Source organism: Mesorhizobium sp. M0139, from assembly GCF_040322455.1.
Lineage (GTDB): Bacteria > Pseudomonadota > Alphaproteobacteria > Rhizobiales > Rhizobiaceae > Mesorhizobium.
This window is the reverse complement of record NZ_JAMYTN010000032.1, coordinates 1-21,378: the sequence shown is the minus strand read 5'-3', so window position 1 is coordinate 21,378 and position 21,378 is coordinate 1. Positions and strand designations below refer to the sequence as shown.

Sequence of the window (21,378 nt, the reverse complement as noted above, 5' to 3'; positions counted from 1 at the left end):
AAAAGGGCGCCATCGGCGCCCTTTTCGAATGCTGGTCTGTTGCCGGTATCAGCTGTCGAGGAAGCTCCTCAGCTTGCGGCTCCGGCTCGGGTGCTTGAGCTTGCGCAGCGCCTTGGCTTCGATCTGGCGGATACGCTCGCGCGTCACCGAGAACTGCTGGCCGACTTCTTCCAGCGTGTGGTCGGTGTTCATGCCGATGCCGAAGCGCATGCGCAGCACCCGCTCCTCGCGCGGCGTCAGCGAGGCGAGCACCCGCGTGGTGGTCTCGCGCAGATTGGCTTGGATCGCCGCATCGATCGGCAGGATCGCCATCTTGTCCTCGATGAAATCGCCCAGATGCGAATCCTCTTCGTCACCCACAGGGGTTTCGAGCGAGATCGGCTCCTTGGCGATCTTCAACACCTTGCGCACTTTTTCGAGCGGCATTGCGAGCTTTTCTGCCAGTTCCTCCGGCGTCGGCTCGCGGCCGATTTCATGCAGCATCTGGCGCGACGTGCGCACGATCTTGTTGATCGTTTCGATCATGTGCACCGGGATGCGGATGGTGCGCGCCTGGTCGGCGATCGAACGCGTGATCGCCTGCCGGATCCACCATGTCGCGTAGGTCGAGAACTTGTAGCCGCGGCGGTATTCGAATTTGTCGACCGCCTTCATCAAGCCGATATTGCCTTCCTGGATCAGGTCGAGGAACTGCAGGCCGCGATTGGTATATTTCTTGGCGATGGAGATGACGAGGCGCAGATTGGCCTCGACCATTTCCTTCTTGGCGATCGCGGCTTCGCGCTCGCCCTTCTGCACCTGGTTGACGATCTTGCGGAATTCCAGGATTGAGATCGCCGTCTCGGTTGCGAGGTTCTGGATTTCCGAACGCAGATCCTTGATCGCGTCTTTCTCGTTCTTGGTGAATTCCTTCCAACCGCGCGAGGTCAGGTTGCCGATCGAGCGCGTCCAGTTCGGGTCGAGCTCGGAGCCCTGATATTCCTTGAGGAACTCCTCGCGGCGCACGCCATAGCTTTCGGCCAGGCGCAGCAGCTTGCCTTCGTTCTGCACCAGCCGCTTGTTGATGTCGTAGAGCTGCTCGACCAGCGCCTCGATGCGCGCCGTGTTGAGTGACAGCGACTTCACCGCCTTGATCAGTTGGTCCTTCAGCTCCTTCAGGCGGCGGTCCTGGCTTGGCGACAGCGTGCCGGTCGCGGCCAGACGGTTCTCGACCTGCTGGTCCTGCAGCTTGCGCAGCTTCTTGTAGGTGTCGGCGATGACGTCGAGCGTCTCCATCACCTGCGGGCGCAGTTCCGCTTCCATCGCCGCCAGCGACAGGCTCGCCTCGTCCTCGTCTTCCTCGTCGTCATCGACCAGGCCGCGCGTGTCGGCGCCGACATTGGTGATGTCGTCTTCCTCGTCGCGTCCACGCCTCGGCTTGTCCTCGGCCTTGGGCGCCTCCTCGATGCGCTCGACCACCGGCGCCTGCTTGGCTTCGGGGCCGGCATAGGTGGCTTCGAGGTCGATGATCTCGCGCAGCAGGATCTTGGATTCGTTGAGCTCGTCACGCCAGATGATGATGGCCTGGAAGGTCAGCGGGCTTTCGCAGAGGCCCGCAATCATCGTCTCGCGGCCGGCCTCGATGCGCTTGGCGATCGCGATTTCGCCCTCGCGCGACAGGAGCTCGACCGAGCCCATCTCGCGCAGATACATGCGCACCGGGTCATCGGTGCGGTCGGTCGGCTCTTTCTTGGTGGTCGTGGCGGCGACGGCGGTGCCGGTCTGCTCGGCCAGCTCGTTGGCGTCTTCCTCGGCGTCGGCATTGCTGTCGGCGGCCTCGGGCTCCTCGCTCTGATCGTCGTCCTCGACCACGTTGATGCCCATGTCGGACAGCATCGCATTGATATCTTCGATGCGGTCCGGATCGGTCTCTTCCGACGGCAGCACCGCGTTCAGCTCGTCGAGAGTCACATAGCCGCGCTTCTTCGCGGCCTTGATCATCTTCTTGACAGCATCATCGGAAAGGTCGAGCAGAGGCCCATCGGTGGCGCCTTCACGTTCGGTCTCGACCTCTTCCTTTTCCTTTGTCGCCATAGTCTTTATCTTCTCCTAGCGGCCGAGCATCGAAGCCGCGTAGCTGCCGCACCGGTCAAACTACATGCGCTGGTGGCGCTTAACCGGGCCGGTAACCGAATCAACTCTTTTGTTTGTTCATATCGTGCCCCCAAAACCGGTTTTCACTTTTGGGCGATATGCATTAAGTCCAGATTAACCCTGATATCTGTGGCAGGCTGACAGCCTGTCCAGTGATCAGCACCTCGCGTCAGTGCATTTCCATCGACGCCGGCGCGGGCTAAGGTTTCGAATCGTCCTGATTCCGTCATTCTGCCAGAAGGTCAAGCGCCTCTCGCATGATTCGCATCAAAAAAGCGAATCAATTACCCGACTTAGAGGCGTCGATTCGACGCGCAGCACGTACAACATTCATTCTTGCGCAGGTTTCGACCTAGACGCGCCCACCCCTGCCCGAGGATACACCGAACCCTTCGATCAGCGCTTCCGTTGCTTGTACATCACGGAATTGCGCCTGAATCTCGATGAGGTGCCGGTAGTTTTCGTCAGTGGGATCGCTGGCGAGCGCTGCTTCCGCCTGTTTCAGCTCCTTATGTAAGGTGCGCGCGCTGCGCTGCAAGTGCAGCGCCTGGTTGAAGGCGTCGCGGGCATCGTCAAGCGCTGCGGTTTCCAGCGCGGGCCATTGCCTGGCCCGTTGGATGAGCGCCACGGCGCGCCCCCAGATATCGCTGCAGCCGGCACGTTCGATGGTGGCGATCACCGCGCTACGGTCATTGGCCATGTCGTGCGCCATCGCATCGAGGATGGCGGCGTGCAGCCGCTGCAGATCGGTGTTGGCGAGATCGAGGAACTCGACATGGGCGAAGTTCTCGTCGATCAGCGCCGGATGGTTGACGAGGGCTACGATGATCGTCGCCTCGCGCACCGACATCATCTCGCCACCGCGTTTGACCATGGCGGAGCGGCCGAGGCTTTCGGTGATCGCGGCGCGCGCGCCTGCCCCGCTGCCTTTGGCGAACTGTCCGCCGGGTGCGGGCGTTTTGCCCTGCCCAGGTTTCCAGTCCTGGCGACCTTGCCGCACTTCGCGCTGGGCGCTGAAGAAGGTCAGCTCCCGCTCGCGCATCCACTGCTGGTAGTGGTAGCGCTGGCTCTCATCGCGGATGCGGCTGGTCAGTTCGCGCAGCGTCTTTGTCAGCCCCGCCCGCCGCTCCGGCGTGTCGAAGACGCCACCGGATGTCTCACGCATCCACAACAAATCAGCGAGAGGCCGCGCTTCCGCCAGCACGGCACGAAACGCGTCCGGCCCTTCTGCCTTGACCAGATCGTCGGGATCCTTGCCCTCCGGCAACAGTGCAAAGCGCACCGACCGCCCGGCCTGCACCGACGGCAGCGCGAGATCCGCGGCCCGCCACGCCGCCTTCAGCCCGGCCTGGTCGCCGTCGAAGCACAGCATCGGCTCAGGCGCCATGCGCCACAGAAGTTCGAGCTGGTTTTCGGTGAGCGCGGTGCCGAGCGGCGCCACGGCATTCTCGAAGCCGGCCTGCGCCAGCGCAATCACGTCCATATAGCCTTCGACGGCAATCACCGTGCCGCCTTTCGCCAGCGCTTTGCGGGCTCGGGCGAAATTGTAGAGCACGTTGCCCTTGTGGAAGAGCTCTGTGTCGGGCGAATTCATGTATTTGGCCAGCGCATCGGGCGCCAGTGCGCGGCCGCCAAAGGCGATGATCTTGCCGCGCGAATCCGGGATCGGGAACATGATGCGATCGCGGAACCAGTCATAGGAGACCGGGATGTCGTCGCCATGACGCACCAGCCCGCAGGCCTCGATGTCGGCCTTGGGCACACCCTTGGCGGCAAGATGTTCCTTCAGCGCATTGCGGCTGTCGGGCGCAAAGCCCAGCCGGAACGATTGCTGCGTCGCCGGCGTCAGCCCGCGATCCCTGAGATAGGCGCGGGCTTTTGCACCCTCCGGTCCTTGCAGCCGCTCCTGGAAGAAGGCAGTCGCCATCTCCATGACATCGGTCAGGCTGGCGCGTTCCTTCTCACGCTGTTCTTCCCGCTCGTCGCGCACCGGCATCGGCACGCCGGCCATGTCGGCGATCTTCTCGACCGCTTCGGGAAAGCTTAATCCGTCGAGCTCGGTCAGGAACTTGAAATGATCGCCCGACACCGAACAGCCGAAACAGTGATAGCGGCCCTTCTTGTCCTCGCAGTGGAAGGAGGGGCTCTTTTCGCCATGGAACGGACAACAGGCCCAATAGTCGCCGCGCGAGGCGTTGGTCTTCTTCCTGTCCCATGCGACGCGCTGGCCGATGACCGATGAAATCGGCACACGGTCGCGTATCTCATCGAGAAAGGCGGGCGGAAAGCGCATTGGGGAACTCGTTTGTCCCTCATATAATCATGCTCGCGGAATCCGACGACCCTTATTGCGGACCATACCCGGTTTCCACAGCCAAAAAGCCCGGTTTCTACAGCCAAAAGAAAGGCGGCCCTTTCGGGCCGCCTCCTTTCAAGTCTCTGCATTGCGCCGGCGAGGCCGGGCTTAATGCGCGGCAATGGCGCCGAAGATGATGCCGGACAGGACGCTGACCAGCACATAGTCGTTGCCGACGCGGATCCATTCCTGGCCGCGGCCGGGGCGATGCAGGCCATAGCGGCCATAATCGCGGATCGGCTGGTGCCGCTTCCAGCTGGAATATTTCCGGCCATTGCGCCAATGGCTGCGCTTGACGACCACCGTCTTCTTCACGACGCGCTTCCTGATATCGACATGCTTGCCGGGCCTCTGCCAGTCGACCTGCGTGTAATTCGACTGCGGTGCGACCGGTGCGTTCACCGGTGCGGCCTGGCCGGTAAGCGAAGTGGCGGCCAGCATCGAGAAAGCGAGGGCGGAAAGAACAATACGTTTCATAGCGGGGCTCCTTGGTGTCGATGCCTAGGGAATAGCGCCCGAAGGATGAACCGAAACTGAACACTAGCATTACATTTACGCAATGAAATCCGGCGCTTATCCTGGATATTTGAACATCATCGCAAAGGCGATTGCCGGGAGTCCGGCAAACCGGGACGATCCGCTGCCATCACCAGGGATCCGCCATGCAACCATTTGCGCATCCGTCCATTTTCCGACACGCCCTGTCGCGCCGCGACGGCTCTTGAAATCGACAAGATTTTATTACCCGGCTAAAATATTCCGGATATTGTTCAAGACTGTCATGACCATGATTCGCAGCCCCGTTTTCATCCCTGCACTGCGCGCCCTCCGCGTCGCGGTAGCTGTCTGCGTGCGGGTTTCGAAATGAGCGGCTCCGTCGTCCTGCTGCATCTGGCGGGCTCGGTGGCGCTGATGCTGTTTGCCACCCGCATGGTCAAGACAGGCGTCGAGCGCGCCTATGGCGACGTGCTGCGTCACCGGCTGCGCTCCACCATGCGCAATCCGATCATGGCGGTGCTGGCCGGCTGCGGCCTGTCCATCGCGCTGCAGAGCTCGACCGCCGTCACGCTTCTCGTCGGCTCCTTCGCCGGCGCCGGCATCGTCTCGGGCATGTCGGGCCAATTGGCTGTGCGCGGCGCCGAGATCGGCTCGGCGCTGGTGGTCAAGCTCTTGACCTTCGATCTGACGCTGCTGGTGCCGATCTGCCTCGTCGCCGGCACGGTCATGTTCATGGCCACCGAGCGGCGCGACTGGCGCCAGTTCGGCCGCATCCTGGTCGGCATCGGCCTTTTGGTACTGTCGCTGGAGATGATCGGCCAGGCCTCGGAGCCGCTGCGCCAGAGCACGCTGATGCCGCTCATCATCGAATATTTCTCCAGCGACTACGTCACCGCCTATCTGCTCGCCGCGCTCGTTACCTGGCTCTTCCACTCCTCGATCGCCGCCGTGCTTTTGATGGTGACGCTGGCCGGCCGCGGCTTCATCCCGCCCGAACTCGGCATCGTGCTGGTGCTCGGCGTCAATCTCGGCTCGTCGATCATCGCGCCGCTGCTCACCCGAAGTGCCGAACCTGGCGTGCGCGTCGTGCCGATCGGCAATCTGTTGATGCGCGGCATGGGCTCGCTGGTGATGCTGATCCTGTTCATGACGCTGAAGCCACCGGTCGCCTTCCTCGGCGCCACCGTGCCCGACCAGATCGTCAACGCCCACATCCTGTTCAATGTGCTGATCCTGCTCGCCGGCCTGCCGCTTGCCAGCCTGATCTATCGTGCTTCCGAGAAGATCGTCGCAATGGGCACCAAGCCGGCGCTGGCTACAGAGCTCGATGTGGTCGAACTCTCCGCCCTCAACGACGGCGCGCTCGACGTTCCGAGCCAGGCGCTGGCCAACGCCACCCGCGAGGTGGTCCGCGTCTGCGAGACGGTCGAGATCATGCTCAAGCGTATCATCGAGCTGTATGAAAGCGCCGACGGCGACAAGATCAAGGCGCTGGCCGCCCTTGACGACCGCGTCGACAGGAAGCACGCGGCGATCAAGCTCTATCTGGCCAAATTGACCAGGAACTCGCTCACAGAGGACGAGGCGCTGCGCTGCCAGGAGCTGATAGGCGCCTGCGTCAAGCTCGAGCAGGTCGGCGACATCATCGTGCGCAACATGCTGGTGCATGTGAAGAAGAAGTTCGAGCGCGGGCTGGAGTTCACGCCCGAGGGCTGGAGCGAGCTGCTCGCCTTTCACACCTCGGTGCTGGCCAATGCCAGGCTTGCCTTCAACGTGCTGGTGTCGCGCGACCCTGAGACTGCCCGCCAGCTGGTGCTGGAAAAGGACCGGCTGCGCGACCGCGAAAAGGAAACCAGCGCCAGCCATTTCGTGCGCCTGCGCGACGGCACCGCCAAGAGCGTCGAGACAAGTTCCATCCACCTCGACACCATCCGCGACCTGAAGCAGATCAACTCGCTGCTGGCGTCGATGGCCTATCCGGTGCTGGAAGAGCGCGGGTTGCTCGGCGGCTCCAGGTTGAAGGCGAGCTGATCAAGAAAACCTAAACCGGCCGCAAAAATTTCTGCATTGCCGGCAAGCGCCATCCATGATTTGAGGCCAACTCATTCAAGGATCGCTTCCGCGCCATGCTTCCGCTCATTGCCCTGTTCATCGCCGCCTTCGCTTTCGGCACCACCGAATTCGTCATTGCCGGCGTGCTGCCGCAAGTGGCCGACGGCCTTGGCGTTTCGATCCCGACCTCCGGCTATCTCGTCTCAGGCTATGCCGGCGGCATCGCGATTGGCGGGCCATTGCTGGCGCTCGCCACCAAGGGCATTTCCCGCAAGACGCTGCTGCTTTGCCTGACCGTCGCCTTCACCATCGGCCAGGCCGCTTGCGCGCTGGCGCCCGATTTTACCTCGATGCTGGTCTTGCGCATTGCGGTCGCCGTCGCACACGGCGCCTATTTCGGCGTCGCCATGGTGGTGGCTGTCGGCCTCGTGCCCGAGGACAAGCGCGGCATGGCCGTGGCTGTGATCCTCTCCGGCCTCACCGTATCCAATGTCATCGGCGTGCCGGCCGGCACCGCAATCGGCAATCTCTGGGGCTGGCGCGCCACCTTCTGGGTGATGTGCGCGCTGGGCGTGGTGGCGTTTGCCGCCATGGCCGCCCTCCTGCCGCGCAAAACGGGCGCATCGAGCCCATCCACCAGCCTTGGCAGCGAGGTTCGCGTGCTGGCGCGCCAGCAAGTCTGGACCTCGCTGATCCTGATGCTGATGTTGATGATCGGCCAGTTCGGCCTGTTCACCTACATCACCCCGACACTGCTTGAGGTGAGCCATCTCGACGAGAGCCTGATCCCCTGGGTGCTGCTGCTCAACGGCGTCGGCGCCACGGTCGGCGTCTTTCTCGGCGGCAAGCTTTCCGATTGGAAGCTGATGCCGTCGCTGATCACCATGCTTGCGCTGCAGGCGGTGATGTTGGGCGTGATCTATGCCGTCAGCCCCTACCCCGTGCCGATGGTCATCGCCATCGTTGTCTGGGGTGGCCTCAACTTCGCCATAGGCACGCCGATCCAGACCCGCATCCTGGCCTGGACGGCGGACGCCTCCAACCTCGCCTCCTCGCTCATCCCCTCCGGCTTCAATGTCGGCATCGCGCTCGCCGCGTCGCTGGGCGCTGCCATGCTCAATGCCGGCTACGGCTTTCGCAGCCTGCCGGTTGTGGGCGCTGCCGCCATGCTGGTGGCGGTGGTGGTGGCACTTGCCTCCTACATCTGGGAGGGGCGCAGCCGGGCAGCGCCACCGCTGCCAGCAGCGGCCGAATAGCGTCGGACTACAAATCGATCCGGAACAACAAACTCTCGGCGCCGCCATACGCGGCGTCCTTGATGAACGGACCGACCACACGGCCGCCATTGGCCAGCACCACCTTCTGCGAGGCCGGATTGTCGAGGTCGGTGGTGAGCTCGACATATGGCAAACCAACAGCCCTCGCCTCGTCCAGCATCAGCCGCAGCGCCTCGGTCGCATAGCCTCGTCCGCGCTTCCACGGCACCACGGCATAGCCGATATGGCCGAGCACATGCGACGGCAGTGCGGCCGTACCCGGCTGCCAGCGAAAGCCGATCGAGCCAGCGGCCTCGCCGTCCCAGATCCAGCGCCGGAAGCCCGGCAGCCGCGGCACGGTCGTGCCGTCCGGCAAGGTAATCGGGCCTCCTTTGGCCTCGGGATCGTCGAGGCTGGCAAGGAACGCCGCGGGATCCTCGTCGATCGCCGCAAGTTGCTCGCGCGTCGCTTCCATCAGCCGGACATTGTCCGGCGACCAGCCACGCTCGAGCGCCGCCTTGTAGGAGGGCAGATGTTCGAGCGTGGGTTTGACGATTTCGATTATGGTGGGGCTCTCCGGCAGGTCAAGGCTTGGCTCGCTTAAGCCGGTGCGGACCGTTTCTTGCCCAGAGGTGATGTCCCGCCCCCTGCTCTCCTTCGCCATTGAAGTGGTGTCGGCTCCTACTGCAGCAGGCCTTTGACGATGCCGCTGGCCTTGCCGAAATCCATCTGGCCGGCATATTTCTGCTTCAGCACAGCGATCACCTTGCCCATGTCCTTCTGGCTGGTCGCACCGGTAGCAGTGATCGCTTCGCGCGCTGCTGCAGTCACCGCCGCCTCGTCCAACTGCGTCGGCAGGAAGCCGCGGATGATCTCCATCTCGCCACGCTCCTGCGCCGCCAGTTCCGGGCGCTTGCCGTCCTCGAACGCCTTGGCCGATTCCTCGCGCTGCTTCACCATTTTGGCCAGGATCTGCAGGATCTCCTCGTCGCTGGCGGGGTCCTTGGCCGAGCCGCGATTGGCGATGTCGCGGTCGTGAATGGCGGCCTGGATGAGCCGCAGCGTCGGCAGCCGGTGCTTGTCCTGCGCCTTCATCGCGCTTTTCAGGGATTCGGCGATTTTTGCGCGCATGATGCTTTCTCCTTCGAACGGCGCGGACAATAACCGCGGCCCATCCGCAAAGCAAACGCGCCAAAGCCCTGATATCGTTCGACGAAACAAATGCTCGCCGTTTTTGGCACGGGCATCATTGACCGCTCTGGCGCCTTCCCCTATGTACTCGGCCTTGCACAAGACAAAGAATTGATGCGCGCAGGCTCGAGAGATCGGCCGCGCCGTTTGCTGCGCAGATGGCCCGCCATCGAAGCGCGCAGCGTGACAGGAGCGTCGCCATGGCCGAGATGACCCCCGAACTGACCCCGCCTTGGGCAACCGAAAAGCCGACCGCCGTCCTGGTGCTGGCCGACGGCACCGTCATCGAGGGTCGCGGCCTCGGCGCCACCGGTTCCGCCGTTGCCGAAGTCTGCTTCAACACCGCGCTCACCGGCTACCAGGAAATTCTCACCGACCCGTCCTATGCCGGCCAGATCGTCACCTTCACTTTCCCGCATATCGGCAACATCGGCACCAATGACGAGGACATCGAGGACCTCAACCCGGTCGCCCGCGCCGGCGCCGTCGGTGCGGTGTTCAAGGCCGATGTCACCAACCCGTCCAACTACCGCGCCGGAGCCGGGCTGGACCAGTGGCTGAAGAAGCGCGGCATCGTCGCGCTGTCGGGCATCGACACCCGCGCGCTCACCGCGCTGATCCGCGAAAAGGGCATGCCCAACGCCGTCATTGCGCACGCGCCCGACGGCATCTTCGACATCGACGATTTGAAGCGGCGCGCCGCCGCCTGGTCGGGCCTGATCGGGCTTGACCTCGCCAAGGAAGTCACCTCGGGCCAGTCCTCGGTCTGGCGTGAAACGCCCTGGGTGTGGAACGAAGGCTTTGGCGAACAGGCCGAGCCGTCGATGCACGTCGTCGCCATCGACTACGGCGTCAAGCGTAACATCCTTCGCCTGCTTTCCGGCCTCGGCGCCAAGGTCACCGTGGTTCCGGCCGGCACCGGCTCGGAAGAGATCCTGGCCATGCAGCCCGACGGCATCTTCCTCTCCAACGGGCCCGGCGACCCGGAAGCCACCGGCGACTACGCCGTGCCGGTCATCCAGGATCTGCTCAAGACCGATATTCCGGTGTTCGGCATCTGCCTCGGCCACCAGATGCTGGCCCTGGCGCTGGGCGGCAAGACCGCCAAGATGCACCAGGGCCATCACGGCGCCAACCACCCGGTCAAGGATCATACCACCGGCAAGGTCGAGATCGTCTCGATGAACCACGGCTTTGCCGTCGATGCCGACTCCTTGCCCGAGGGCGTCGAGGAAACCCATGTCTCGCTGTTCGATGGCTCGAACTGCGGCATCGCGCTGACCGGACGTCCGGTGTTCTCGGTCCAGCACCACCCCGAGGCCTCGCCCGGCCCGCAGGACTCGCACTATCTGTTCCGCCGCTTCGTCAACCTGATCCGCGAAAAGCGCGGCGAGGAACTGCTGGCCGAACGGGCCTGAGCCCTCTGTGTAGCAGCGATAATATCGCTTAGCCTCGAGCGATAAATCTGCGGTATTGCGCGAGTGAAGACGATCATCCTCTCGGTGTCGGCAGCTCGCGATCTCGACAACCTGCCGGCCGATGTCCGCGAGCAGGTCTCTGAGGGTTTGAACACTTATGCCATCAGCGGGCGTGGGGATGTAGAACGTCTTGCCGGCCGAGACGGTTACAGACTTCGGATCGGTTGCTACCGCGTTATATTGATGAAGATCGCACGACAATCCTCGCGATCTACATCGGCAAGCGCGAAACGACGACCTACAGCCGGCCATAGGACAGCACATCATGAACGCTCCGCAAATCATAAGGACTTCAACCGGGGAAGAACTGGTCGTCATCCCGAAGGCTGACTACGAGGCATTGCTGCATGCCGCCGAAGAAGCCAGAGAAGACGCTGCGGATGTGGCGATCTACGATGAGCGGAAGGCCGAGTTCAAAACGGAAAAGCCTCTGCCCGCCGAGGTGACCATGGATATTTTGCGAGGTTCCAGCCGGGCTCAAGGCGCTGCGCAACTGGCGCAAGCTGACGCAGGGCGAGTTCGCTGATGCCATCGGTGTCAGCCAGGGCTTCCTGTCGGACCTTGAATCCAATCGCCGCAAGCCATCGGCGCAAACCAGCACCATGCTGTCGAAGGCATTGGACGTGCCCAGCGAATGGATCGAAGCCTAGTATCTAACCTTACGCCACCGGCCGGCCTTCGCTGGCCTCCAGTATGGCAAACCATTGCTGGCGGTCGAGGTCGATCTCCAGCGCCTTGACCATGACGGCCAGCCGCTCGGGCTTCATCGTGCCGAGCACCGGCGCCAGCCGCGCCGGATGACGCAGCAGCCAGGCGATGGCGACGGCGGCGAGATCGCCGGCGCCGATCTCGGCAGCCACCGCCGCGATTGCCGCCCTGACCCGCGCCTCGCGCCCTTCCTTGCCGGTGAACAGCAAGCCGCCGCCGAGCGGCGACCAGATCATCGGCGCATAGCCGAGGCGTTGCGCGTGATCGAGGCTGCCATCCACCAGCGCATTGGTTTTCAGCACCGACATCTCGATCTGGTTGGTGGCCAAGGCAAACGGCAGCCGCGAAGCCAGAAGGTCGAACTGCGACGGCGTGAAATTGGAGACCCCGACCGCTCTCACCTTGCCCGACTTGACCAGCCCGGCAAGGGCCGCCGCCGTCTCGTCGGCATCCATCAGCGGATCCGGTCGGTGCAGCAGCAACAGGTCGAGATAGTCGGTGCCGAGATTGGCGAGCGAACGGTCGACCGAGGCGGCAATGTGGGCCGCACTGGTGTCGTAATGCTTCAGCCGGTTCTGAGGCCGGTTGGCCGATGCCAGAATGATGTCGCATTTCGAGATCAGCTCGATGCTGTCGCGCTTGCCCTTCCAGCGCGACAAGCCGGCGCCAAAGGCAGCTTCCACCTGGTAATGCCCGTAAATATCGGCGTGGTCGAAGCTGGTCAGGCCGAGATCGACCGCAGTGCCGATCAGCCGCGCGATCTGGTCGGCGTCCGGGCGCGCGGCGTTGTCGAGCAGGCGCCAGGCGCCGAACACCAGCCGCGACAGCGACACTCCGTCCTTGGTTAGCTCTATGCGGCTGTCATGGCTCATATCTGGGCTCCATCTTCCGCAGCGCCGGTGGCAACGCTTCTCACCGCCGTCGGCCTCGCAACTTTCGTCACAAAGACAATGACGGCAAGCGTCAGGAAGCACGCGCCAACCAGATAGGGGGCGCCGCCGAACACTACGGGCGCATTCGGTCCGGTGAACCAGGAAAAGATCGCGGTGTAGAGCAGCGGCGTGATGATCGAGGTGATCGAGAAGATCGACGTCATCGCACCCTGCAATTCGCCTTGCGCCGATGGCGGCACCTTGGCGGCGGCAAGGCTTCTCAGCGGCGGATCGGCCAGTGCTTCGAGGCAGCCGACGACGATCACCGCATAGATCATCCAGCCTTGCGAGGCGAAGGCGTAGCCGAAGGCGCTGGCCGCAGTAAATGTCAGGCCGATCACCGCCGTCCTCCATTCGCCAAGTTTGGGGATCACGCGCGGCAGCACCGTCGCCATGACGATCGCCCCACACAGGCCGAAGGCGCCGAGCGAGAAGCCGATCTGCTGCTCGCTCCAGCCATAGCGGTAGTTGGACACGAACGACCACACCGCAGGATACATCATGTGGCCGAGCGTCATCAGGAAGAAGGCGAGCCCGATCCAGCCGATGCCCTGATATTGGCGCATCTGCAGCAGCGTGCCGACCGGGTTGGCGCGTTTCCACTCGAAGCGGCGGCGGTGCTTTTCATCGAGCGTTTCAGGCAGGAAGAACATGGCGATGAGGAAGTTCACGAAGGCAAGCCCGGCGGCAAAGTAAAACGGCACTCGCGGCCCGAACGTGCCGAGCAGCCCGCCCAGCACCGGCCCAATGACGAAGCCGACGCCGAAGGCGATGCCGAGCAGACCGAAATTCTTCGCCCGGTTGTCGTCGTTCGAGATGTCGGCAATGAAGGCCGACGTCGTCGAATAGCTGGCGCCCGAAACGCCGGCCAGCACGCGGCCGATGAACAGCATCGGATAGGACCAGGCGATGGCGCAGATCAGATTGTCGATCGAGAATGTAAGCACCGAGGCAAGCAGGATCGGCCGCCGCCCGAAGCGGTCGCTCAATCCACCCATGATTGGCGCGAAGAAGAACTGCATCGCCGCATAGACGAAGAACAGCCAGCCGCCTTCGATCGCCGCTTCGCTGATGCCGACGCCGGAAAGCTCCCTGAGAAAGGCCGGCAACACCGGCATGATCATGCCGAAGCCGATAATGTCGAGCAGCAGCGTGGTGAAGACGAGCGCAAGGCCCCGCCTGGCGGTTTTGGGGTCGATCATGATGGCGTCTGCTCCCTGAGACCGCCCTTGGGCGGGCGCCCGTTATAGGCGAGGCGCCACTTTGGAACAATAGGAGAACGCCTCAGGCGTTCTCCTCCTGACATCTGTTGCCGGTGGTGAATCGGCCCGCCGACGGATGCGCTTTGAACCGCGGTCGGCTGGAACTTGCGAGCGCCTCAAACCGGACCGGTCAGCGTGTTGCAATCCGACAGCTTGCCGCTCTTGTAGCCGCGCGCCAGCCAGGTCTGCCTTTGCTGCGACGTCCCGTGGTTGAAGCTTTCCGGAACGACATAGCCCTGCATCTTCTTCTGCAGCGTATCGTCGCCGATCTGCTTGGCGGCGTTGAGCGCCTCTTCGATGTCGCCCTGTTCCAGAATGCCCTTCTGCGCGGTGAAATGCGCCCAAACGCCGGCGAAGCAGTCGGCCTGCAGCTCGATGCGCACCGACATCTGGTTGGCTTCCGCCTCACCCATCGACTGCCGCATCTGGTTGAACTTGGGCAGGATGCCGGTGAGGTTCTGCACATGGTGACCGACTTCATGGGCGATCACATATGCCTGGGCGAAATCCCCCGAGGCGCCGAACTGCTGGTCGAGCTGCTGGAAGAAGGTGGTGTCGAGGTAGACCTTGTGGTCGCCGGGACAATAGAACGGTCCGGCTGCCGTCGAGGCGGAGCCGCAGGCCGAGCGGATCTGGCCGCTGAACAGCACAAGCTTCGGGTCCTCGTATTTCAGGCCCTGCGACTGGAAGATGCCGGTCCAGGTCTCTTCGGTCTCGGCCAGCACGGTCGCCACGAACTGCTTCATCTCGTCGGAAGCAGGCGTGCCGGCGCCGTCGTCCTGGCCGCCGCTGTTGTCGGTAATCTGGCCACCGCCACCCGGCAGCACGCCGCCGCCGTCGCCGCTGCCCAGGATCTGCGACGGGTCGAAGCCGAAATACCATCCGGCCAGCACCACGAGGACGACCAGCAATATGCTGCCGCCGCCGCCGGTGCGGCCGCCGATCGGGATGCGGAACTGGCCAGGGCTGCCGCCGCCGAAACCACCACCGCCGCCGCTGTCGCTGCGCTCGTCCTCGACATTGTCACTCTGACGGCGGCCCTTCCAGAGCATGGCAACTCCCCGTATGCAAACTTCGGCTGGCGTGGCCGATGTCGTGGCCCAGTCCGACCCAACAGACAATTATCGCAATGGTTGCGCCAAGTCACAGTATTTTTCGTGGCAGCGGCATCGTGTTCGCACTCTGGTCGAGGCGGCATGCGCGCTGTAGCATCCGGTTCGAACGGGGGTGTCGGGGACTTGCGGACAATCGGTCGATTTCTGCTGCTGGCGGTGGTGCTATGCCTCGGCCCGTCGCCGGCGCGCGCCGTGACGCTCGATTCCAGCGTCGCCGTAACCGATCCCGAGACATTGCAGGCGCTTGAGCGTGGCGGCCTCTCGATCAGCCGCCTGCTCGGCCCGGCGCTGGGTCTCACGCGCGAGGTCGACAATCGGGGCCTGTTTTCGGTGCGCGCGCTGACCCCTGTGCGCAACGCCGTCAAGCAGGAGATCGCCGACGAGCCTGCCAATAGCCCCGATCCTTACGTCGCGGCCATGGCCAAGTCGAAGGACACCAGCCAGAAATTCAACCCGAAATACATCGACGATGACGGCTCGACGCTCGACCTGACCGGCGTCGTCAACCGCATGGACCGCGGCTATCTCGGCCACACCGAATGCGGCGAGATCAGGCTGATCTACCGCTTCCACTATTCGGTGGCGGAGAAGCCCACGAAGGGAAAGACAGCGCAACGCATCTCGTCGCGGCTGCCGCTGACCATGGGTCTGGTCTTCAACGCCAGGCCCGGCGAGGCTCGCCCCCGCGCTTCGAGAGACCGTCCAAGCGCCACCGCCGTTTCCTGTGCCGAAATCGCCAAGCGCTGGCTCGCCGCCGGCCAGAAGAACCTTGCGCCCGAGCAACTGGCAGCCTGGCTGCGCTCCGACGAAGGGCCGCTCTCCAACGCCATGCTGAATTCGTCGCAGATCATGCGGCTTGAGCTGAACATGCAGGTTCTCCGGCTGTCGGCCTCGAGCCGCCGCGACTTCGGTGGCCACGCCGAATATCTCCTCAAGATTTTCAAATGGGACCCAACGACGTCCACCTTCCAGGAATCGAAGATGGAGAACCAGATCGACCGGAAAGTGGTTCTGGCCGACCGGCCGGCCTTCGCCAAATGGCTGCTCACCGACCGCAACCTCTACGACCTCGATCGCGGCCGGCTGGTCATCGACGACAAGTTCCTGGCGACCAGCGCCGTCTCGGTCGCACCCGGCGGCATGGCCAGGTCGCAAAACAATATCGCCTATGGGCTGCTCGACGATGCCGACATCGACAAGGCACTGCAGGACTATGTCGCCAAGGGCAACGAGCTGCGCAGCGTGAAATCGGTGGCCGGCTTCAATCTGCGTCTCAACGAAATGACCTGCACCGGCTGCCACCAGACGCACGGCATTGCCGGCTTCCATTACACCGGCGCCGATCCGGCCAGCGAGCCGCGCCGCAACGCCGTCTTCGTCCCCGGCTCGGCGGTGTTCTTCGCCGACCTGCCGCGCCGCCGCGCGATCGTCGAGGACTTCGCCACAGGCGGCCATCCGGATTTCTCACGCGGCTTCGCCGCCCGTCCGGACGCCAAACTCGCCGAAGCGCTGAAAGGCACCGATCTCTACAATGGCTGGGGGTCGATCTGCTACAGTGGCGAGGATACGAGCTTCAAGGACTGGAACTGCGGCGAAAGCCTGCGCTGCGCCGGCGTCCATGAAAGCGACATCCATCCGGGCTTCGGCACCTGCGTCAGCGAGGCGGCCACCGCAGTCGGCGACCCCGTCGAGTTCGGCGAGATTAAGATGTCGAGCTGGGGCAGCGACAAATATTGCCGCCTGTCGCCGGCCACCGCAAAAGCCTGCGCCATCGATCCGGCGCGCGACAAGAAACCGGTAATCAAGCTCGCCGGCTATGGCGCGGCGCGCCAACGCTACGACAACCCCGAGCAGAAGACCGGTGGCTTTCCCGGGGGCATGCTGCGCAAGGCAAGCTGCGACAAGCTTCCCGACGAGGCGACTTGCGGCCGCCTCGCCAAGACCGGTTTCAACGACTGCATCGCGTCGGGCAAGGACCACAAATTCTGCACCAAGGAATTCACCAAGACCGCCGGCCTGCGCGCCTGCGACAAGGCGCATCCCTGCCGCGAGGACTATATCTGCACCGCCGGCTACGACGATCTGGCCGCAGCCAAGCCTGGCAAGGGCTCCTGCATTCCGCCCTATTTCATATTCCAGTTCCGCGTCGACGGCCATCCGCGCAGTTGGGTGCAGGACACCGAGGAATGAGCGGCAGGTTGCCGCTTGCGAACAGAATCAGATCTTCTGCTTGGTGCCGGCGCTTTTGCCGTCCGAGCTTTTGGAGCGTTCCTCGAAACGCGCGGCGCCCTTTTTCAGCGCATGGCCGGTTTCGACCTCGGTCTTGCGTTCGTCCTTTGCCGCTGCCTGCCTCAAACCCTCGGCCGCCTGCTTGCCCTTCGCGGTCGGTGCCTGTTCGACGCCCATGTTTTCCTCCTTGGCGCGCGACAATCACGCGCAACGTCAGGAGCAACGAGCCTGACGTGCGGAGGTTCCAGTGGTGCGGCCCCGGCACCCCTCAGCGCGGCGCGATCATCGCCTTGCGAAAGGCTTCCAGCGTCTCGGCGCTGACATGATGCTCGATGCCCTCGGCATCGATGCGCGCCGTCTCGGCGCTGACACCGAGCGAACGCAAAAACGCTTCTACCGTCTGGTGGCGGATGCGGCTCTCTTCCGCCACCTTGCGCCCGGCGTCGGTCAGGAACACACCGCGATAGGGTTTTCTGGAAACGAGCCCGTCGGCGCACAGCCTGGTCAGCATCTTGGCCACCGTCGGCTGGGCGACACCGAGCCGCGCAGCAATATCGACCTGACGCGCCTCATTGCCGTCCTCGATCAGGTCGGCGATCAGCTCGACATAATCCTCGACCAGCGCGCCGCGGCGCGCTTCGCGCTGCTGCCGGAACCCTTTCGAATGAATCTCGGCGTCAGGCAGCGGCTCCTCGCGTCCAACCGGTCTGTGCTTCAGCGCCAACACGCGCTCCTTCCTATCTTTTGACAAGAATCGGCTTTGGGCAAAGCAATCGCCCTTTGCCATTCATAGCACGGGCTTAACTGTTCCAGCCGTTTATTTCCATTCCATGGTAGGCGCAACCGGCGTTTGCGATCCCCGGCCGGCCTGCCGGTCGGCGCAACAGGAAGCACATACAATGAAATATAGCCTATTGCATAATGTTGAGCCCTGGCATAGATAGGATGACGTCAACCGATCCACCCAGTGGAAAGCCCTCCATGTCCGAAGCTGACGCTACCTTGGGATCATCCTGGCGATTTGACAGGCCGGAGGACAATCCTCCCAGCCTGCGCGAGGTGAACTCCACGATCGCGGTGCCGCAGTCCGGCGTCTGGTTCCGTCGCCTGTTCGCCTTCATGGGACCGGGCTACATGGTCTCGGTCGGCTATATGGATCCGGGCAACTGGGCCACCGACCTCGCCGGCGGCGCCCAGTTCGGCTACACGCTATTGTTCATCATCATGCTGTCCAACCTGATGGCGATCCTGCTGCAGGCGCTTGCCGCCCGGCTTGGCATCGCCACCGGCCGCGACCTCGCCCAGGCCTGCCGCGCCTATTATCCGCGTCCCGTCAGTTTCGTGCTGTGGATCGCCTGCGAACTCGCCATCATCGCCTGCGACCTCGCCGAGGTGATCGGCACGGCGATCGCGCTGCAGCTTCTGTTCGGCATTCCGCTGATCGGCGGCGCGTTGCTGACGGCGCTCGACGCCTTCATCGTGCTGCTCTTGATGAACAAGGGTTTCCGCTATCTCGAAGCCTTCGTCATCGCGCTTTTGATCATCATCTTCGGCTGTTTCGCCATCCAGATCTTTGCCGCTGCCCCTCCGGTCGGCTCGATCCTGCATTCGATGTTCGTGCCGTCGACGGAGATCGTCACCAATCCGGCGATGCTCTACATCGCCATCGGCATCATCGGCGCCACGGTGATGCCGCACAATCTCTACCTGCACTCCTCGATCGTACAGACACGCGCCTATGAACGGACCGAAAAAGGCAAGCGCGACGCCATTAAATGGGCGACGACGGACTCGACCATCGCGCTCGTCCTGGCGCTGTTCGTCAACGCCTCGATCCTGATCGTCTCGGCGGTGGCCTTCCATGGCACCGGCCATCAGGATGTCGCCGAGATCGGCCAAGCCTTCGAGCTCTTGTCGCCATTGCTCGGCCTCGGCATCGCCTCCATCCTGTTTGCGGTGGCGCTGCTGGCCTCCGGCCTCAACTCGACGGTTACGGCAACGCTTGCCGGCCAGATCGTCATGGAAGGCTTTTTGCGCCTGCGCATTCCGCAATGGGCGCGCCGGCTGCTGACGCGCGGCATCGCCATCGTCCCGGTGGTGGTCGTCACCGCGCTCTATGGCGAAAAGGGCACCGGCCAGTTGCTGGTCTTCAGCCAGGTGGTACTGTCGATGCAGCTGCCCTTCGCAGTCATCCCGCTGGTGCAGTTCGTCTCCGACAAGAAGAAGATGGGCAACCTTGCCATTCCCCGCGGCGTGGCGGTCCTCGCCTGGGTCGTCGCGGCGGTCATCCTGGTGCTCAACTTCAAGCTGCTCTACGACACCGTCTTCGGCGTCGGCTGAGTTTCATTCCCGACCGCGACAAACCGGCCGCTTGCGCTATCTTGATCGCCATCATGACAAGTGTCGAAGACGCCAGGAAATTTTACGCGCAACTGATGGCGGCCAATGCCGGCTCGGCCGACCCGCGCCTCGAAGAGGCGTTTGCCACCGTGCCGCGCGAGGCCTTTCTCGGTCCCGGACCCTGGGCGGTCGTCGCCGGCAGGGCGCTCACCACCGGCAACGGCAAGATCATGACGCCGAGCGCCGATCCTGTTCACATCTATCAGGACGTGCTGGTGGCGCTCGATGCCGACAAGGGCATCAACAATGGCGAACCCTCCCTGCACGCCATGTGGATAGGCAGGATCGCTCCCAGGCCGGACGAGGCCGTCACCCATGTCGGCGCCGGCACCGGCTACTACACCGCCTTGCTGGCCCGGCTGGTTGCGCCCGGCCCGGTGACAGCCTTCGAACTGGAGGCCGATCTTGCTGCCAGAGCGACAAAGAATCTCGAGACCTACGGCAATGTAAGCGTCATCCACGGCGATGCCGTCACCGGCGATCTGCCGCCGTCCGACATCATCTATGTCAATGCCGGTGTCGTCGCACCGCCGGCTGCCTGGCTGCGGGCGCTGAAAGCGGGCGGCCGCATGATCTTTCCCTGGCGCCCGTCCCAGGGCGTCGGCCTGGCCGTAATGGTGACCCGCACCAAACAAGGTTTTGCCTGCGACCCCTTCATGCGCTCGTGGTTCATCCCCTGCGTCGGCGCCTCGGTCGCCGGTTCGGCGGCCAAAATCCCCGACCTCCAGAAGGCCGCGCGCAGCCGTTCGATCTGGCTGACATCAGACAGGGCGCCGGACCGGACCGCCACCGCCATCATCGGCGATGTCTGGTTTTCGTCGCAGGCGCTTGGCGGCGGGCGACGGCGGTAGGTACTCTTGTCGGCCGCAGCGTTTTTTTGCCAACGCCTGTCGGGCGGCCGCCGGCCTGTCCGTCCTTAGATCGAAATCCGGCCCTGACGGCGCGGATCCTGGAAAAGGAAAATCCAATGCGAAAGATCATCGCCGCTACCTTCGTCAGCCTCGACGGCGTCATGCAGGCGCCGGGCGGCCCGGAAGAAGACCCGGTTGGCGGCTTCGAGTTCGGCGGCTGGACGTTCCACTACTTCGACGAGGTGGCGGGCGTGGCCATGGAGGAATTGTTCACTAAGCCCTTCGCCCTGCTGCTCGGCCGCAGAACCTACGACATCTTCGCCGCTTACTGGCCGTACCAGAAAGATGCCATCGGAGATGCCTTCAACCCTGCGACTAAATATGTGGCGACGCATCGGCCGGATTCGCTCACCTGGGAAAATACGCAATGGCTTGGAGAAGATATCGTCGCGGCGTTGCGCCGCCTCAAGAAGGAAGATGGGCCTGACCTGCTCATCCAGGGTTCGAGCGAACTGATCCAGACCTTGCTGGCCAACGGTCTGATCGACGAAATCCGGCTGATGATCTTCCCGCTGCTGCTGGGCAAGGGCAAGCGGCTGTTCGATGGTGGTGCGATGCCCGCCGCTTTCAAGCTGGTCAAGTCGCAGGCCACTACCACAGGCGTCATCATGGCGACCTACGAACGCGGGGGTGAGGTCAAGGTCGGGTCGTTCGCTACGCAGAAGCCGTCAGAGGCCGAGCTCGAGCGGCGTAAGAACTGGAAGTAACAGGGACAGGCTTGGCACCTTTCCTCTCCCCCGATCGACGGGGGAGAGGAAATGCTGTCCGAACCGGATAGATAGGTAACAGAATGGACCGATAGCATGGGTGACAGTTTTCTTGTCCGCCGGAGGACCGGCGATGGTTTGGCGAGAGAC

19 protein-coding genes are annotated in these 21,378 nt (G+C 63.4%); 9 read left to right on the top strand and 10 right to left on the bottom strand.

What is annotated here, in order from left to right; translation table 11 throughout:
* Positions 1-48 precede the first annotated feature (48 nt).
* The 3 genes from rpoD to NKJ58_RS30480 all read right to left on the bottom strand — a co-directional run bounded on the left by rpoD (position 49) and on the right by NKJ58_RS30480 (position 4,966).
* Positions 49-2,073 (bottom strand): RNA polymerase sigma factor RpoD, encoded by a 2,025-nt coding sequence (rpoD, locus tag NKJ58_RS30490; RefSeq protein WP_023672446.1) that lies wholly within the window; start codon positions 2,071-2,073, stop codon positions 49-51.
* Between the two features lie 412 nt (positions 2,074-2,485).
* On the bottom strand, positions 2,486-4,426 hold the full coding sequence (gene dnaG / locus NKJ58_RS30485) for a DNA primase (RefSeq protein ID WP_023683795.1): 1,941 nt from the start codon (positions 4,424-4,426) through the stop codon (positions 2,486-2,488).
* 171 nt (positions 4,427-4,597) lie between these two features.
* The gene (locus NKJ58_RS30480) at positions 4,598-4,966 is read right to left on the bottom strand and encodes an RcnB family protein (RefSeq protein WP_352519633.1); all 369 of its coding nucleotides are present in this window, start codon (positions 4,964-4,966) and stop codon (positions 4,598-4,600) included.
* A 387-nt stretch (positions 4,967-5,353) separates the two neighbouring features.
* Here NKJ58_RS30480 and NKJ58_RS30475 point away from each other — a divergent pair, with 387 nt between their 5' ends.
* The gene (locus NKJ58_RS30475; protein ID WP_352519634.1) at positions 5,354-7,018 is read left to right on the top strand and encodes a Na/Pi cotransporter family protein; all 1,665 of its coding nucleotides are present in this window, start codon (positions 5,354-5,356) and stop codon (positions 7,016-7,018) included.
* Positions 7,019-7,113: 95 nt separating this feature from the next.
* Positions 7,114-8,295 carry an MFS transporter gene (locus tag NKJ58_RS30470; protein WP_352854615.1) on the top strand — a complete coding sequence of 394 codons (1,182 nt, stop codon included), beginning with the start codon at positions 7,114-7,116 and terminating at the stop codon, positions 8,293-8,295.
* A gap of 7 nt (positions 8,296-8,302) precedes the next feature.
* Here the strand turns inward: NKJ58_RS30470 and NKJ58_RS30465 are convergent, their stop codons facing one another.
* Together NKJ58_RS30465 and NKJ58_RS30460 are read right to left on the bottom strand one after the other, a co-directional pair.
* Positions 8,303-8,860, bottom strand: coding sequence for a GNAT family N-acetyltransferase (locus tag NKJ58_RS30465; protein ID WP_023672441.1), 558 nt, complete (start codon positions 8,858-8,860; stop codon positions 8,303-8,305).
* Positions 8,861-8,976: 116 nt separating this feature from the next.
* The gene (locus NKJ58_RS30460) at positions 8,977-9,426 is read right to left on the bottom strand and encodes a GatB/YqeY domain-containing protein (protein WP_031197556.1); all 450 of its coding nucleotides are present in this window, start codon (positions 9,424-9,426) and stop codon (positions 8,977-8,979) included.
* A gap of 260 nt (positions 9,427-9,686) precedes the next feature.
* Here NKJ58_RS30460 and carA point away from each other — a divergent pair, with 260 nt between their 5' ends.
* The 3 genes from carA to NKJ58_RS30445 all read left to right on the top strand — a co-directional run bounded on the left by carA (position 9,687) and on the right by NKJ58_RS30445 (position 11,614).
* Positions 9,687-10,904: a glutamine-hydrolyzing carbamoyl-phosphate synthase small subunit gene (gene carA, locus NKJ58_RS30455; RefSeq protein ID WP_352519636.1), complete on the top strand. Its 1,218-nt coding sequence runs from the start codon at positions 9,687-9,689 to the stop codon at positions 10,902-10,904.
* A gap of 325 nt (positions 10,905-11,229) precedes the next feature.
* Positions 11,230-11,490 carry a hypothetical protein gene (locus tag NKJ58_RS30450; RefSeq protein WP_245260143.1) on the top strand — a complete coding sequence of 87 codons (261 nt, stop codon included), beginning with the start codon at positions 11,230-11,232 and terminating at the stop codon, positions 11,488-11,490.
* On the top strand, positions 11,417-11,614 hold the full coding sequence (locus NKJ58_RS30445; protein ID WP_348524580.1) for a helix-turn-helix domain-containing protein: 198 nt from the start codon (positions 11,417-11,419) through the stop codon (positions 11,612-11,614). The genes NKJ58_RS30450 and NKJ58_RS30445 overlap by 74 nt, the downstream gene beginning before the upstream one ends.
* Positions 11,615-11,623: 9 nt before the next feature.
* Here NKJ58_RS30445 and NKJ58_RS30440 read toward each other — a convergent pair whose 3' ends face one another.
* The 3 genes from NKJ58_RS30440 to ypfJ all read right to left on the bottom strand — a co-directional run bounded on the left by NKJ58_RS30440 (position 11,624) and on the right by ypfJ (position 14,918).
* On the bottom strand, positions 11,624-12,544 hold the full coding sequence (locus NKJ58_RS30440) for an aldo/keto reductase (RefSeq protein WP_023825080.1): 921 nt from the start codon (positions 12,542-12,544) through the stop codon (positions 11,624-11,626).
* Positions 12,541-13,806, bottom strand: a complete 1,266-nt coding sequence (locus NKJ58_RS30435; protein ID WP_023733296.1) for a TCR/Tet family MFS transporter — start codon at positions 13,804-13,806, stop codon at positions 12,541-12,543. Before NKJ58_RS30435 ends, NKJ58_RS30440 begins: the two co-directional genes overlap by 4 nt.
* 176 nt (positions 13,807-13,982) lie before the next feature.
* Positions 13,983-14,918, bottom strand: coding sequence for a KPN_02809 family neutral zinc metallopeptidase (gene ypfJ / locus NKJ58_RS30430; protein ID WP_023672436.1), 936 nt, complete (start codon positions 14,916-14,918; stop codon positions 13,983-13,985).
* 186 nt (positions 14,919-15,104) lie between these two features.
* Between ypfJ and NKJ58_RS30425 the strand changes: the two genes are divergently transcribed.
* Positions 15,105-17,171: a hypothetical protein gene (locus NKJ58_RS30425; RefSeq protein ID WP_352519637.1), complete on the top strand. Its 2,067-nt coding sequence runs from the start codon at positions 15,105-15,107 to the stop codon at positions 17,169-17,171.
* Between the two features lie 27 nt (positions 17,172-17,198).
* Here the strand turns inward: NKJ58_RS30425 and NKJ58_RS30420 are convergent, their stop codons facing one another.
* Positions 17,199-17,387, bottom strand: a complete 189-nt coding sequence (locus NKJ58_RS30420; protein ID WP_023672434.1) for a hypothetical protein — start codon at positions 17,385-17,387, stop codon at positions 17,199-17,201.
* Between the two features lie 91 nt (positions 17,388-17,478).
* Positions 17,479-17,934 carry a manganese-binding transcriptional regulator MntR gene (gene mntR, locus NKJ58_RS30415; protein ID WP_023672433.1) on the bottom strand — a complete coding sequence of 152 codons (456 nt, stop codon included), beginning with the start codon at positions 17,932-17,934 and terminating at the stop codon, positions 17,479-17,481.
* 257 nt (positions 17,935-18,191) lie between these two features.
* Here mntR and NKJ58_RS30410 point away from each other — a divergent pair, with 257 nt between their 5' ends.
* From NKJ58_RS30410 to NKJ58_RS30400, 3 genes are all read left to right on the top strand, one after another.
* A complete protein-coding gene (locus tag NKJ58_RS30410; protein WP_023672432.1) occupies positions 18,192-19,550 on the top strand; it encodes an Nramp family divalent metal transporter in 1,359 nt (452 codons plus the stop codon).
* Positions 19,551-19,603: 53 nt separating this feature from the next.
* Positions 19,604-20,461: a protein-L-isoaspartate O-methyltransferase family protein gene (locus NKJ58_RS30405; protein ID WP_352520205.1), complete on the top strand. Its 858-nt coding sequence runs from the start codon at positions 19,604-19,606 to the stop codon at positions 20,459-20,461.
* Positions 20,462-20,577: 116 nt separating this feature from the next.
* Positions 20,578-21,228 (top strand): dihydrofolate reductase family protein, encoded by a 651-nt coding sequence (locus tag NKJ58_RS30400; RefSeq protein ID WP_352520204.1) that lies wholly within the window; start codon positions 20,578-20,580, stop codon positions 21,226-21,228.
* Positions 21,229-21,378 lie beyond the last annotated feature (150 nt).

What these genes read in the sequence shown, in the direction of transcription:
- NKJ58_RS30400 (WP_352520204.1), top strand. Translation starts at nt 20,578, where the DNA reads ATGCGAAAGATCATCGCCGCTACCTTCGTCAGCCTCGACGGCGTCATG.
- NKJ58_RS30470 (WP_352854615.1), top strand. Translation starts at nt 7,114, where the DNA reads ATGCTTCCGCTCATTGCCCTGTTCATCGCCGCCTTCGCTTTCGGCACC.
- dnaG (WP_023683795.1), bottom strand. Translation starts at nt 4,426, where the DNA reads ATGCGCTTTCCGCCCGCCTTTCTCGATGAGATACGCGACCGTGTGCCG.
- NKJ58_RS30440 (WP_023825080.1), bottom strand. Translation starts at nt 12,544, where the DNA reads ATGAGCCATGACAGCCGCATAGAGCTAACCAAGGACGGAGTGTCGCTG.
- ypfJ (WP_023672436.1), bottom strand. Translation starts at nt 14,918, where the DNA reads ATGCTCTGGAAGGGCCGCCGTCAGAGTGACAATGTCGAGGACGAGCGC.
- NKJ58_RS30435 (WP_023733296.1), bottom strand. Translation starts at nt 13,806, where the DNA reads ATGATCGACCCCAAAACCGCCAGGCGGGGCCTTGCGCTCGTCTTCACC.
- NKJ58_RS30410 (WP_023672432.1), top strand. Translation starts at nt 18,192, where the DNA reads ATGTCCGAAGCTGACGCTACCTTGGGATCATCCTGGCGATTTGACAGG.
- carA (WP_352519636.1), top strand. Translation starts at nt 9,687, where the DNA reads ATGGCCGAGATGACCCCCGAACTGACCCCGCCTTGGGCAACCGAAAAG.
- NKJ58_RS30420 (WP_023672434.1), bottom strand. Translation starts at nt 17,387, where the DNA reads ATGGGCGTCGAACAGGCACCGACCGCGAAGGGCAAGCAGGCGGCCGAG.
- NKJ58_RS30450 (WP_245260143.1), top strand. Translation starts at nt 11,230, where the DNA reads ATGAACGCTCCGCAAATCATAAGGACTTCAACCGGGGAAGAACTGGTC.
- NKJ58_RS30460 (WP_031197556.1), bottom strand. Translation starts at nt 9,426, where the DNA reads ATGCGCGCAAAAATCGCCGAATCCCTGAAAAGCGCGATGAAGGCGCAG.
- NKJ58_RS30480 (WP_352519633.1), bottom strand. Translation starts at nt 4,966, where the DNA reads ATGAAACGTATTGTTCTTTCCGCCCTCGCTTTCTCGATGCTGGCCGCC.
- rpoD (WP_023672446.1), bottom strand. Translation starts at nt 2,073, where the DNA reads ATGGCGACAAAGGAAAAGGAAGAGGTCGAGACCGAACGTGAAGGCGCC.
- NKJ58_RS30405 (WP_352520205.1), top strand. Translation starts at nt 19,604, where the DNA reads ATGACAAGTGTCGAAGACGCCAGGAAATTTTACGCGCAACTGATGGCG.
- NKJ58_RS30475 (WP_352519634.1), top strand. Translation starts at nt 5,354, where the DNA reads ATGAGCGGCTCCGTCGTCCTGCTGCATCTGGCGGGCTCGGTGGCGCTG.